Origin of the sequence: Lutibacter oricola (assembly GCF_900106565.1) — a bacterium.
Lineage (GTDB): Bacteria > Bacteroidota > Bacteroidia > Flavobacteriales > Flavobacteriaceae > Lutibacter > Lutibacter oricola.
Genome location: NZ_FNNJ01000003.1, coordinates 1 through 13,183, shown reverse-complemented (window position 1 = coordinate 13,183; position 13,183 = coordinate 1). Strand labels below are relative to the sequence as shown.

The window sequence follows — 13,183 nt, the reverse complement described above, 5'->3', positions numbered from 1 at the left end:
TTTAAAGGTTTATTTATTATTAATTAATTGTTCTTATTTATTTCTATTGATTATTTTCTTATTCATGAATACCATTATGACCTCTATTTTCAAGTATCCAAGTAATGGCTATTAAAATTATGGCTAGTACACAAGCTCCCATCAACACAACAAATCCACCAGACCAACCCCATTGATCCACTACAGCTCCCATAGCAATATTTGCAAACAAAGCACCACCAAGGTAACCGAACAAACCAGTTAACCCTGCTGCAGTTCCTGCCGCTTTTTTAGGTACTAAATCCAATGCGTGAACCCCAATTAACATTACGGGTCCGTAGATTAAAAAACCAATGCATATTAAAGCTACAGAGTTCGCTAAAATTGAATCGCTTGTCCAATACATAAAAACTGAAAGCAATACCAAAAGCATATAGATAATACTAACTGGAGCTCGTTTACCTTTAAAAACTTTATCACTTAAGTAACCGCAAAGTAAAGTTCCAGGTATTCCTGCCCACTCATAGGCAAAGTATGCCCAACCAGATTCTTTTATTGAAAACCCCTTACTTTCTTCTAAATATAAAGGAGCCCAATCTAACACACCATATCTAACTAGATATACAAATGCATTTGCTAAAGCTATAGCCCATAACAATTTGTTTTTTAATATGTATTTATAAAAAATTTCTTTTGCAGACATTTCCTCTTCAAACTTTTCTGAATAATTATCTGGATAATCATTCTTATAAGTTTCAATATTTGGTAAACCACAAGATTGAGGTGTATCTCTTACTAAAAACCATGTTACTAATGCAACCCCTAAGGCAATAAATCCTGGAAAGTATAATTTAGCATGCCAATCAGCAAAAATGGCAACTCCTAAAATTGCCAAAGGACCTATTATTCCTCCTCCAACATTATGGGCTACGTTCCAAATAGACATTTTAGTACCTCGTTCTCTAATAGAAAACCAGTGCACCATAACTCTACCACAAGGAGGCCATCCCATACCTTGAAACCATCCATTTAAAATTAACAACACAAACATTATTAAAATAGATGATGTTGCTACAGGCAACACTCCCATAACAATCATTGTTAAAGCTGACAAGACAAGGCCTGCAGTAATAAAATTACGTGCATTACTTCTATCTGAAACATTACCCATTAAAAATTTACTAATACCATAAGCTATAGACACTCCAGACAATGCAAAACCTAATTCTGTTTTTGAGTATCCTTGAGCTATTAAATCTGGCATAGCAAGTGAAAATACTTTTCTCACTAAATAATAACCTGCATACCCAACAAATATTCCTAAAAACACTTGTAAACGAAGACGCTTATAATTTGAATCTATGTTAGATTCCGACATTATTTCTTTATGAACTGCAGGTTTAAATATATTTAACATTATCAATAATTTTTAATCTTATTTTTAATCCATTTAAAATCAATTTCGACAAACTCTAAAACGTTTTCGTAACTAGCTATTTTTTAAATGAATATTCATTCATTTTTAAAAGGGAAGCGAATGTAGTGCAAAACGAAACATCTCGAAAGTGTTTTTTTGTTTTTTTTAACAAAAAATGACATAAATCATAAAAAAACATTAAAATAACGGATAAAATTATCTTTTATTAAAAAAAACAGGTTCTAGCGAACAATAAAAACAAGCTAAAAAACTTAAAATTAAACAGACTTTTATCTACATATTTTAATTAGTTAAAACAAAAAAAAAGAAAAACCTGTAACTTTCATTACAGGTTTTTTAAACACATTAAATTTATAAACTTTAAAAGTTTATACAAAAACAAACCCCCAAACCAGTACGACTATTAAATACTAATTAAGGGGGTTTACTACCAAAATAATTGAGCTAGTAAATACAATTATAGTTTATCCGTTAGAATAGCGTTGCCGCAAATTGTACTCTTGCTATTTTTAAAGAGGGGTTCCATAAAGTTGTTGCAGAAACTGGCAATGTATAATTTCCTAGTTTCACTTTTTTTGAAGCAGTTAAACCTACATTAACTAAATCAAAGTTTTCTTGACCATCTCCGTATAAGTGAGTATCTCCATTTAATGAAAATCCTGCACCTACAAATCCGTTTAAGTTTACTTTAGCATCCCTAACTAGTGGATAAGAAAGCTCTACATATGTAGAATAACGTTTTTCAAATTCTAAATTATCATATTGTCCATCTCCACTTCCAAATAAAAGCACATCTGCTTCTACTCTTAAAGGAAAACTTTCACCAAATCTATAAGAAGTTCTTAAATCTAATAAGTGACCTGAAGTTTCTTTATCATAATCCCATACATCTGGACTAGCAACACCTCTTGTATTAAACAAATCCCATAAACCTATTGAGAATCCATTTTTAGCATATTGCACATAGTAGTTTATTTCTTTATATGAAGTTCCATCACTTTCATTTGACAAAGACATTCCTCCCCAAAATCCCGTAGTAAAACTACCTTCTTCATTTAATTTTACAGAAGTAAATACAGCTACCATAGGTTTATCAGTAATTACCAAACCTCTCCAAAGGTGATTCGATTTTAAATCTACCGAAAAATCAATAGGACTATCTTTTAATTCTGTTTCTTGAGCTAAAGTAAACTGTACTGATAGCACCGCTACTAAAAGCAGCATAAATATATTTTTCATTTTATTAATTTTAAATTGGTTGTTAGTTTAAAAAATTATAATATTCCGAAAAGCAAAGCTGCAATAGTTGCCCCAATCACTGGCCCAACAATAGGAATCCAAGAGTATCCCCAATCACTTTTACCTTTTACTGGTAAAATTGCGTGCATAATTCTAGGTCCTAAATCACGCGCTGGGTTAATTGCATAACCTGTAGTTCCTCCTAAAGACAAACCAATAACCCAAACCAAAAACGCAACTGGCAAAGCACCCAAAGAACCTAAACCTACTGTTGCTTCTGCATCAGCTGCGATTTCTATACTTGGCCCAGCTAAATAAAATATAACGAAGATTAACACAAATGTTCCAACTATTTCACTTATTAAATTTGAAAACGTATTTCTTATTGCTGGTCCTGTACTAAAACAAGCTAATTTACCACCTTCATCTTCTGTTGCTTTAAAGTGATCTTTATAAACCAACCAAACTAAAAAGGCACCTAACATAGCTCCAATCATTTCTCCTGCAATATATTCAGGCACTAAAGCCCAAGACATTTTACCTGCAATTGCTAAAGCTAAAGTTACTGCCGGATTTAAATGAGCTCCACTATACGGCCCTGCAACTACAACACCTACAAAAACCGCTAACGCCCAGGCTGTTGTTATCACTATCCATCCAGAATTGTTTCCTTTTGTTCCGTTTAGTACAACATTTGCCACTACCCCATTACCTAACAAGATAAGCATCATTGTACCTAATATTTCTGCTACTAAAATTGACATAATATTTTCTTTTTAAATTATTAATAAAACTTAATCTTCAATCCAGTTTTGAGCACACTTAACTGCTTTATGCCAATACTTCAGCTTTTTATCTACAGTTTCTCTTTCTTCTACTGGATGAAATTCTTTATCAACAATCCATTGAGATTGAATATCATCTACACTATCCCAGTAACCCACTGCTAATCCAGCTAAATAAGCTGCACCTAAAGCAGTTGTTTCTAATGTTTTTGGTCTAATAATTTTAAACCCAAATAAGTCTGATTGAATTTGCATTAATAAAGCACTTGCTGCAGCACCTCCATCAACTCTTAATTCAATACTTTTTTCACCTGCATCTGCTTCCATAGCTTTTACAATATCGTAAACTTGAAAAGCAATACCTTCTAAAGTAGCTCTGGCAATATGCGCATCTGTTGTACCACGAGTAATACCCATCATTGCTCCACGAGCATATTGATCCCAGTAAGGAGCTCCCATACCTGTTAATGCAGGCACAAAGTACACTCCACCGTTATCTTCAACAGTTTCAGCTAAAGGATTAATTCCAGGAGCCGTTTTTACTATTTTAGCACCATCTCTTAACCATTGTATAGCAGCACCACCAACAAATACACTTCCTTCTAAAGCATACGTAGTTTTACCATTAATTTTCCAACCAATTGTAGTTAATAAATTATTTTCTGAATAAACTGCTTTTTCACCTGTGTTCATTAATAAGAAACAACCTGTTCCGTAAGTATTTTTAACCATACCAGGCTTAGTACACATTTGCCCAAATAACGCAGCTTGTTGATCTCCAGCAATACCAGCAATAGGAATTTTTGTTGAAAATAATGTTGTAGCCGTAGTTCCATAAACCTCGCTACTTTCTTTTACTTCTGGTAAAATAGCTTTAGGTATGTTAAATAATTCTAATAACTCTTCATCCCATTCTAAAGTATGAATGTTTAAAAGCATTGTTCTACTTGCATTAGAAACATCTGTAATAAACATGTTACCCCTAGTTAATTTCCAGACTAACCAAGTATCAATAGTTCCAAAACATAATTTTCCTGCTTCTGCTTTTTCTCTAGCACCTTCAACATTATCTAGAATCCACTTTAATTTAGTTGCAGAAAAGTATGCATCTAAAACTAAACCTGTTTTCTTTTTAATCATATCAATATGACCAGCATCTTTCAGTTCATCACAATATTTAGCAGTTCTTCTATCTTGCCAAACAATAGCATTGTAAATAGGCTCGCTTGTTTCGCGATCCCAAACTACAGTAGTTTCTCTTTGATTTGTAATACCAATTGCCGCAATATCTTCACCTGTAATGCCTTTTTGAGCAACAACTTCGGCAGCTACAGATATTTGAGAAGACCATATTTCATTAGCATCGTGTTCAACCCATCCTGGCTTAGGAAATAACTGTTCAAAAGGTTTTTGAGATACCTTAACTATTTCTCCATTTTTATTAAATAAAATTGCTCTTGATGACGTTGTACCTTGATCTAAGGCTAAAATTAATTTATTTTCCATTGTAATATTTGGTTATTTAGGTTATTTTTATTTTACATTTTTTAAAGAATATAATTCATAGTTACATCTACATAATCTTTTATTTGTTGTTCTTTCCAAGCTTCATCTTTTCCAAGTTCTTTTGCCATAATTTCAGCAACTCTCGGTGCCATTTTTACACTTTCTTTAGCATCTAACAATTGACAGCGAGTTCTTCGAGCTAAGAAATCTTCAACTGTACGTGCCATTTCATTTTCTACTGCCCATACTACTTGACTTTCGATAACTTTCAAAGTTGAGCTTAATTCTTTTTCAAGTTTATTTTGGCTAGCTAATTTCAGAATTTCTTCTTCATCTGAGCCATAAAAATATAAAGGATTTGTAAGATCTACATTTTCCTTATATCCGTGAATTTTTAAATGTTTAGTTTGCGTTGAAATATGTGCCCAATTGTGCAGCTTTTCAGCTTTATCTACTAAGTCTTCACCCATTTTTCTATAAGTAGTCCATTTACCCCCAACCATAGTTAGTAACCCAGAATCTGACGTAAATATTTTATGACTTCTTGAAATTTCTTTCGTTTTCTTTCCATCTCCACTTGGAGCCGCTAAAGGACGTAAACCAGCAAAAACACTAAGTACATCACTACGTTTTGGAGCTTTAGATAAATAACGACTAGCGGTAGCTAAAATAAATTCAATTTCTTCTTCCAATGCTATAGGCTCTAGAGATTCTTTTTTAATTGGCGTATCTGTAGTACCAACAACAACTTTATTATGCCAAGGCACTAAAAATAAAACTCTTCCATCATCTGTTTTAGGTATCATAATTGCATCTGTTCCAGACAAAAACGATTTATCTAACATTAAATGAACACCTTGACTTGGAGCAATTGTTTTTCTAGATCCAGGTGCATCCATTTGTAAAACATCATCTGCAAAAACACCTGTAGCATTCACAATTTGCTTTCCTTTTATTTCGTATTGCTTACCACTTTCTTCATCTGTAAAATTTACACCTTCTAGTTTTCCAGCAGCATTTTTTATTAAACCAGTTACGTTACAGTAATTTAAAACCACAGCTCCTTTTTTTACAGAACTTTGTAATGTGTTGATTGCTAATCGAGTATCGTCAAATTGACCATCATGATATTCTACACCTGCTGAAATTTTACCTGCTTTAATTGTAGGTAACCTTTTTAAAGTTTTTGATTTAGATATTCTTTTAGATCTACCTAAACTTAATTTTCCTGCTAATAAATCATACAATGTTAAACCAATTGTATATTGTATTTCATCAAACAAACCGTGTGTTGGAATAATAAATGATTGATCTTTTACTAAGTGAGGTGCGTTTTGAGCCAACAAACCACGCTCTACAACAGCTTCTCTAACTAACCCAACATCTCCTTGCGCCAAATATCTAACACCACCATGAACTAATTTTGTACTTTTACTTGATGTAGATTTTGTAAAATCAGATTTCTCCAACAATATCACCGAATACCCTCTTGCTGACGCTTCTAGAGCAATTCCAATTCCAGTAGCTCCACCACCAATCACTATGAAATCATACACGTTGGATTTCCCCTCTAATTTTGCAATCATTTCACTTCTTTTCATGACTCTATATTTTCTTAATTATATATCTTTTTTACTTTTACATTTCAAATGTACACAAGAACGAAACAAAACGAAAGCTTTTTTTAGTTTTTTTTAACTTTTTATGACATTTATCATAGGTTTCAAACGTTTTAGTAACAAAAAAATATACATAAAACGAAACCTAAACCCTAGTAAAATCAAGGGTTCAAGAAAAGAAAAACACTTAAACTTCAACATTTTAAAAAACCACCACAAAAACACTTAAAATTTCATTTTACTTTCATTTTACTTTCATTCTCTTCCTATAAAGCTTACTTTTGTATAATAAAAAAGAAAAAGAATGACATTAAACATTGTTGACAGACATCAATTAATATTAAAAAAACTTGAAGAAAATGGCTACGTTAATGTAAACGAACTAAGTCAAGACTTTAACGTTTCAGTTGTTACTATTAGAAAAGACTTAAAACTTCTTGAAGAAAGAAAATTACTATTTAGATCTCACGGAAAAGCCGTACCGGCCAACCCATATATAAAAGAACACCACGTAAACATAAAAGAAAAAATTCATCCGCAAGAAAAAAACAGAATTGCCAAAGCAGCTGCAGCAAGCCTTGCTCCATATGACAGCATTATAATAGCTTCAGGAACCTCTGTAATTGAATTTGCAAGACACATAAGCGCTACTACCGAAGATTTAACAGTTTTAACAGCCTCATTAAACACAGCCTTAATACTTTCTGAAAACACCAATATTGATGTTATGCAATTAGGCGGCATTGTTCGTAAAAGCTCTTCTTCTGTTATTGGCCCAACTGCAGAAAAAATGCTTTCAGAATTTACTTTCACTAAATTATTTTTAGGTGTAGATGGTATAGATTTAGAGTTTGGGCTTACAACTACCAATTCTATGGAAGCATCACTAAACAAAGAGATGATTAAAGCCGCTCAAAAAATTATTGTACTAGCCGACTCTTCTAAATTTGGAAGAAAAGGTTTTGGAAAAATTTGCGGACTTGATGAAGTAGACCAAATTATTACAGACAATAATATTGATAAAAAAACAAAAGAACGACTTACCGAGTTAGGCATAGACGTTACAATTGTATAAAATAAAAAAAGCAACTTAATTAAGTTGCTTTTTTTATTTTAATACTTTTATTTTTTAATTAACGTTTCTTTTCTAAATGTATTTGTACTCCGACAGCCATCGAAATTTCCTTGTCAAATTGAAATGAATTTCTTTTATAATTAAGAGTTATGTTTAATGCTGTACTATTGGTAAAAAAAGCAGATACCCCAGCTTTAAAATAATGCATTAACTCAGTTAATGATTCTTCAAGCTTATTATATTCATGGTACTTAAACCCAACTCCCCCTTCTACAAATGGATTATTTTTTTTATCATAATCTAGCAAATAATACCTGCAAAAAGGGACAAACGATGTATATAAAGAGGAGTTTTCAGCTTTATAAAACCCAACTTCACCACCAACTACCAATTTATCAGATACAAAATATCCAACCTTTGGAAAAAGTTCTGCATAATAAAGGTATTTTTCAGAATCCTCATGTTTAAACCCTTTTACTATCACATCCCCTCCAAGCATCCAATTTCCTTTGCTTATTTGACCTTTAACCGTTATACATATACAACATAACACTAATGCTAAAAAAATATTTTTTTTCATAGATAAACTATTCTTTGTTATTATTTCTTTTCTAAATGTATTTGAACTCCAAAAGCCACAGATATTTCCTTATGAAACTGAAATGAATCCCTCTTATAATTAAGAGTTATATTTAATGCTGCACTATTGGTAAAAAAAATAGAAGTTCCAGCTTTAAAATAATACATCACCTCTGTTAAAACCCCTTCATCACCTCTATATTTAAAATGCTTTACACCGAAACCTCCTTCAAAAAAAGGGTTAATATTTTTATCTGAATCAAGCAAATAATACCTTGAAAAAGGTACAAATGACGTATATAAAAAAGAATTCTCAGCTTTATACAACCCAACTTCACCTCCAACTACCAATTTATCAGACACAAAATACCCAACCTTTGGAAAAAACTCAGCATAGTAGCGGTATTTTTCAGAATTTTCAAATTTATACCCCTTAATTATCGCGTCCCCTCCAAGTATCCAATTTCCTTTGGTTATTTGGCTGTTAACCGTTATACAAATAAAAAATAATACACAAGCCAATAAAATTGTTTTTTTCATAGGTAAACTATTAAATTAAGACTAATTAGTCTTAATAATTAAAAAATGTATAAATAAAAAATGTTTGTATTAAGAACCATAGCAATTGTTTCTCTAACAGACCTCTAAATTAAAAAAAAAAAAAAAACATGAGCAACCGTATTTGTGCTTTTCTACATAAAAAACACAACTAACACTTATAATTATAAGTTTAAAGCTACATATTACATTTTAAACTCTAACTCTCCATTACTATTAGGGTGTAACTCATAAATTATAAATCCAGCACCTTTTGCTTCTTTTTTTTGCGCAATTATAACTTTTTCACCATCAGTTCTAACATTTATCATACCATACACAGCAATATTTCGCTGAATTTGATACTTAATATTATCTATTTTTGAGTTTATCTTTTTTCTTTCTGAAGTTGAAGCAGCTTTCCTTTTTTTATACAAATTAGCCAACAATAGTATATCTTTTTCCTTTAATTCGGTTTTCTCTTTTGCCGAACGCGCTAACTCTGTACTAAAAATTAACGGACGAATACCGCGACTATGTTTACCTATAGCTCCCAATGTTTCAGGACGAGGATGCGTATGCGTTTCATTATCGCCACTTGAAATTATTGTAGCTACCGGATTAAAGAAACTTAAAAAATCGTCTAAAAACTTATGACTACCGTGATGGCAAGATTTCAAGATATCTGTTTGAAAAACAGCACGCCCTTTTCTCATCATTTCCTCTTTATCGGCCTCAGCAACCGTTTTAGGATTAAAACCAGTGTAGTGCTCACTTAAATATTCTTCAGCAACATTATTAGTATCACCACCTAACAACACTTTTACATTTCCATATTTTAACTGAACAATTACAGAATGTCCATTTTTTGTTTCAGAAATACTTTTAAAATATTTTAAAGCTGTTTTTCCATTTTTTTCTTCAGTTAAGGGCCCTAAAATTTCTAAACTCAAGTCATCATTTTTGGTATACCCATCAATTTCACTTCCTTTTTTAAGCATTGTAATTTTAGCATCAGGCTGTTTTTTCAATACATTATTTAACAAGGTTGGATAACGTTTTCTACCTCTCAGGGCATCATTTGACACCACGTCAACAACCTGCTGATGAGTTTCAGCAATTTCAGTTAAAAAGCCATTTTCTTTTTTACCTAATACATCTTTCCCTTTTCGCTCTACAATTCCGTTATGATACACATTTTCTACAGCAAAACGAGAAGACGCAACAATATCTCTAAATCCATAATAATGATCTTGATCTGGATGCGTAATAATTAAATGCTTTATCGGTACCACGTATCTATTTCGATTTAAATTATATCTCCAACGCAAAAATCGATACATATTATCTGCCTCACCAGCATCTACCAAAATAACCTCATCTTTAGGCGTAACCACAAAACAACCATCTCCTTGACCAACATCTACAAAATTAATTTCTAGCAAACGTTCATCTTGCAATCTATCTTTATGTACCCAACCATAAGCGCCTCTACATTTAATTTTACGGTAATCATCTTTTTCATCTAATACAACCGTCCAATCTCCCCAAAGTACTTTTTTAACTGTTTTACCTCCTTTTGGCTTCGATTTTAAAACAGCCTCCGGAAAGCCAATAAATTTAACTTCCATAACAATACAATTTTATTTTACTCAAATTTAACGAATTAAATAAAACCGTATTGTTAAATTTTAACTTCCCTTTCTTTTTTTAATAATTTTTGAAGAACCACCATTAAAAACACAGCCACAAAACCTAAACCTCCCATTACATACCAATTAGCATCAAAACCAAAACGATCTATTATTTCCATTCCTGTTTTAGCACTAAAAATATGCGCCCAAGAAAAAGCCATAGTGTAATACGCTAAATACATACCATCCTTACCACTTGGAGCTCTATTCATAGCAAAATTATTAGTAAATGGAAACGCCAACATTTCGCCAACCGTAACAAACAACATACCCACAATTAATACGCCAGACCAACCAGAAACATTTAACACCAAATAACTCAATGCCATTAACACCAAACTCCAGGTTATAATTTTCATTTTATTTAATAACTTCTCTTCTATATAATGAATTAGAGGCATTTCTAACAAAAAGATAAAAAAACCATTTACAGACATTAACAAACCAATTTGAACCTCAGTTAAATTGTGAACTTCATTATAATACAACGGCATTGTTGTAAATAACTGCAAAAAGATAAACCCCATTATAAACACCACCGTTAGAAAAATTATATACGGATAGTCTTTAAAAACCGAAGTAGCTGTATTTTCTGAAACCACCTTATTTTCAACCACTTGTTCTTTTACCTTTTTAGGATTCAACACCACACGCATTAATAATATTGCCGATATACACGTTAAACCATCTACCCAAAACAATCCTGAATAATCTAATGTTGAAATAATAATTCCACCTAAAAAAGGACCAAATGAAAAACCCAAATTAATAGCTAAACGAATTAACGTTAACGAACGCGTTTGATTTTCTGGCTTACTATACGCTTTTAACGATAAAAACATTGCCGGCCTAAAAGTATCTGCAACTGCCATTGTTAAAAATATACCTATTACAAAACCAGTAAACGTAGTTACATACTGAAGTCCTAAAAACATAAAGCCAGTAGTTAATAAACTCCAAAACATTACACTATAATAACCAAAACTTTGTGTTAGCTTACCACCCAACCACGATCCAGCTAGAGATCCAACTCCAAAAGCAGCCATTACCCAACCTACTTGAGGTTTAGACAAGTTTAAATCTTCTGTTAAATATAACGACAAAAACGGCAACACCATTGTTCCTGCCCTATTAACAAATGTAATTAGCGCCAACCACCAAACTTCTTTTGATAGCCCGCTAAACGATTTTTTATACGTTGTAATTGCTCTCTTTACCATATTTATAAAACTAAAAAACCCGGTTAAAAAACCGGGTTAAAATTGAATTGATATTATTATATTATTTAATAATTGCTCAAAATACGACACCCGATGATTTTAAAAAACCATTTATATACCGAACTATTTTGAATACAATTTTTCATTTGTCTTGTTGTAAATTTTCTTCAAAACTACAAAAAAAAATTAACCAACCTAAAAAACAAGCTTATATTTGTGTTTATTAAATTATTAAGAGTCAATACAATGAAAAGGATTTTCACAATATTAATATTGGTTTCAACCATTTTATTCAGCTGCGGACCAACCTACACCTATCAAAAATTTTACAACACACATAAAAACGATATTGGTTCTACAGCTTTTCAAATGCCACGTTTTATGGCAAATGTAATTGGTAGCTTATCGCCAGAAGCAAATTCATTTTTTAGCAATATGACAGATTTTAGCTTTATTACACTAAACAATGTAAACGCATCGAATCACCAAATTTTAAATACTGAAATTAACTTAATCGGAAATTCTTCACACTATAAAGATATTTTTAGAAAAACAGAAGAAAACAAACGCATTGTTGTTATAGGAAAAGAATTTGACGGCATTGTAAAAGAACTTGTTTATTTCAATTATAAAGACAATACGGTATTCTCGTTTTATTTAAAAGGATCTTTCGACTCTAACAAAATAAAAGAACTTTCAGAAAAAGATGAATTTGAAAATTTTACTCAAAAACTTTTATTACAACAACCTAAATTAATTCCAAACTCAATTCAATAATGAAAAAAATTATTACAATATTTACACTTCTACTTTTAATTACAAGTTGTACCAACTCTCAAAAAAATTATTCTGAAGAAATAAAACTTCACCAATACGAATTGAACACCTTCTATGCTAACGAAGAAGAATCTCCTTTAACTAAAGAAGATTTAAAAGAATTTAAAACATTAGATTTTTTTGAAATTAACGAAACTTATAAAATTGAAGCTAATTTTGAGTTAACACCAAACGAACCTGTGTTTGAAATGAAGACTAGTACAGAACGCCTACCTTTATACAAAAAATACGGTGTTGCAACATTCAATTTAAACGGAAAAGAATTTGAATTAAGTATTTACCAAAATCAAAGTCTCTTAACCTCAGTCGAATACAAAGACCATTTATTTTTACCCTTTAACGATTTAACGAACAGTAAAACAAGCTACGGAGGCGGACGCTATATAGATTTAGAAATTCCACCAACAAATAGCAAAACCATTACTATAGATTTCAACAAAGCATACAACCCTTATTGCGCATACAACCACAAATATTCTTGCCCAATACCTCCTTCAGAAAACAACCTAGATATAGAGATTAAAGCAGGAGTTAAAAAATTTAAAAAGCATTAAACAATAATCACACACACAAAAAAAAAAAAAAAAAAAAAAAAAAAAAAAAAAAAAAAAAAAATTAAAAAAAATAAAAAAAAAAACACAAACAAAAAAAAAAAAAAAAAAAAAAAAAAGAGCT

At 31.4% G+C, this 13,183-nt stretch carries 12 protein-coding genes; 3 read left to right on the top strand and 9 right to left on the bottom strand.

The features are described from left to right. Nucleotides 1-58: 58 nt before the first annotated feature. The 5 genes from glpT to BLU40_RS07740 all read right to left on the bottom strand — a co-directional run bounded on the left by glpT (nucleotide 59) and on the right by BLU40_RS07740 (nucleotide 6,548). A complete protein-coding gene (gene glpT / locus BLU40_RS07760; RefSeq protein ID WP_090121996.1) occupies nucleotides 59-1,396 on the bottom strand; it encodes a glycerol-3-phosphate transporter in 1,338 nt (445 codons plus the stop codon). A gap of 492 nt (nucleotides 1,397-1,888) precedes the next feature. Further along, a complete protein-coding gene (locus BLU40_RS07755; RefSeq protein WP_090121994.1) occupies nucleotides 1,889-2,656 on the bottom strand; it encodes a hypothetical protein in 768 nt (255 codons plus the stop codon). A gap of 35 nt (nucleotides 2,657-2,691) precedes the next feature. Further along, entirely contained in the window at nucleotides 2,692-3,420 is a 729-nt protein-coding gene (locus BLU40_RS07750; RefSeq protein WP_090121991.1) for an MIP/aquaporin family protein, read from the bottom strand. Between the two features lie 30 nt (nucleotides 3,421-3,450). Beyond that, a complete protein-coding gene (glpK, locus tag BLU40_RS07745; protein WP_090121989.1) occupies nucleotides 3,451-4,947 on the bottom strand; it encodes a glycerol kinase GlpK in 1,497 nt (498 codons plus the stop codon). A gap of 41 nt (nucleotides 4,948-4,988) precedes the next feature. Then, the gene (locus tag BLU40_RS07740) at nucleotides 4,989-6,548 is read right to left on the bottom strand and encodes a glycerol-3-phosphate dehydrogenase/oxidase (RefSeq protein WP_090121987.1); all 1,560 of its coding nucleotides are present in this window, start codon (nucleotides 6,546-6,548) and stop codon (nucleotides 4,989-4,991) included. Nucleotides 6,549-6,870: 322 nt separating this feature from the next. Between BLU40_RS07740 and BLU40_RS07735 the strand changes: the two genes are divergently transcribed. Further along, complete coding sequence (locus BLU40_RS07735; RefSeq protein WP_090121985.1) at nucleotides 6,871-7,641, top strand: DeoR/GlpR family DNA-binding transcription regulator; 771 nt, start codon at nucleotides 6,871-6,873, stop codon at nucleotides 7,639-7,641. 58 nt (nucleotides 7,642-7,699) lie between these two features. On the opposite strand, the gene BLU40_RS07730 is transcribed toward BLU40_RS07735, so the two are convergent. The 4 genes from BLU40_RS07730 to BLU40_RS07715 form a co-directional block, all read right to left on the bottom strand. Further along, a complete protein-coding gene (locus tag BLU40_RS07730; RefSeq protein WP_090121983.1) occupies nucleotides 7,700-8,221 on the bottom strand; it encodes a hypothetical protein in 522 nt (173 codons plus the stop codon). A gap of 20 nt (nucleotides 8,222-8,241) precedes the next feature. Continuing rightward, a complete protein-coding gene (locus BLU40_RS07725) occupies nucleotides 8,242-8,760 on the bottom strand; it encodes a hypothetical protein (protein WP_090121980.1) in 519 nt (172 codons plus the stop codon). Between the two features lie 203 nt (nucleotides 8,761-8,963). Further along, complete coding sequence (locus tag BLU40_RS07720) at nucleotides 8,964-10,388, bottom strand: ComEC/Rec2 family competence protein (protein WP_090121976.1); 1,425 nt, start codon at nucleotides 10,386-10,388, stop codon at nucleotides 8,964-8,966. Between the two features lie 53 nt (nucleotides 10,389-10,441). After that, on the bottom strand, nucleotides 10,442-11,671 hold the full coding sequence (locus tag BLU40_RS07715; RefSeq protein WP_090121972.1) for an MDR family MFS transporter: 1,230 nt from the start codon (nucleotides 11,669-11,671) through the stop codon (nucleotides 10,442-10,444). A gap of 246 nt (nucleotides 11,672-11,917) precedes the next feature. On the opposite strand from BLU40_RS07715, the gene BLU40_RS07710 reads away from it, so the two are divergent. Next, on the top strand, nucleotides 11,918-12,448 hold the full coding sequence (locus BLU40_RS07710) for a DUF4252 domain-containing protein (protein ID WP_090121969.1): 531 nt from the start codon (nucleotides 11,918-11,920) through the stop codon (nucleotides 12,446-12,448). Further along, nucleotides 12,448-13,062, top strand: coding sequence for a DUF1684 domain-containing protein (locus BLU40_RS07705; protein ID WP_090121965.1), 615 nt, complete (start codon nucleotides 12,448-12,450; stop codon nucleotides 13,060-13,062). The genes BLU40_RS07710 and BLU40_RS07705 overlap by 1 nt, the downstream gene beginning before the upstream one ends. Nucleotides 13,063-13,183 lie beyond the last annotated feature (121 nt).

What these genes read in the sequence shown, in the direction of transcription:
- BLU40_RS07705 (WP_090121965.1), top strand. Translation starts at nt 12,448, where the DNA reads ATGAAAAAAATTATTACAATATTTACACTTCTACTTTTAATTACAAGT.
- BLU40_RS07750 (WP_090121991.1), bottom strand. Translation starts at nt 3,420, where the DNA reads ATGTCAATTTTAGTAGCAGAAATATTAGGTACAATGATGCTTATCTTG.
- BLU40_RS07720 (WP_090121976.1), bottom strand. Translation starts at nt 10,388, where the DNA reads ATGGAAGTTAAATTTATTGGCTTTCCGGAGGCTGTTTTAAAATCGAAG.
- BLU40_RS07715 (WP_090121972.1), bottom strand. Translation starts at nt 11,671, where the DNA reads ATGGTAAAGAGAGCAATTACAACGTATAAAAAATCGTTTAGCGGGCTA.
- BLU40_RS07725 (WP_090121980.1), bottom strand. Translation starts at nt 8,760, where the DNA reads ATGAAAAAAACAATTTTATTGGCTTGTGTATTATTTTTTATTTGTATA.
- BLU40_RS07755 (WP_090121994.1), bottom strand. Translation starts at nt 2,656, where the DNA reads ATGAAAAATATATTTATGCTGCTTTTAGTAGCGGTGCTATCAGTACAG.
- BLU40_RS07730 (WP_090121983.1), bottom strand. Translation starts at nt 8,221, where the DNA reads ATGAAAAAAAATATTTTTTTAGCATTAGTGTTATGTTGTATATGTATA.
- BLU40_RS07710 (WP_090121969.1), top strand. Translation starts at nt 11,918, where the DNA reads ATGAAAAGGATTTTCACAATATTAATATTGGTTTCAACCATTTTATTC.
- BLU40_RS07740 (WP_090121987.1), bottom strand. Translation starts at nt 6,548, where the DNA reads ATGAAAAGAAGTGAAATGATTGCAAAATTAGAGGGGAAATCCAACGTG.
- BLU40_RS07735 (WP_090121985.1), top strand. Translation starts at nt 6,871, where the DNA reads ATGACATTAAACATTGTTGACAGACATCAATTAATATTAAAAAAACTT.
- glpK (WP_090121989.1), bottom strand. Translation starts at nt 4,947, where the DNA reads ATGGAAAATAAATTAATTTTAGCCTTAGATCAAGGTACAACGTCATCA.
- glpT (WP_090121996.1), bottom strand. Translation starts at nt 1,396, where the DNA reads ATGTTAAATATATTTAAACCTGCAGTTCATAAAGAAATAATGTCGGAA.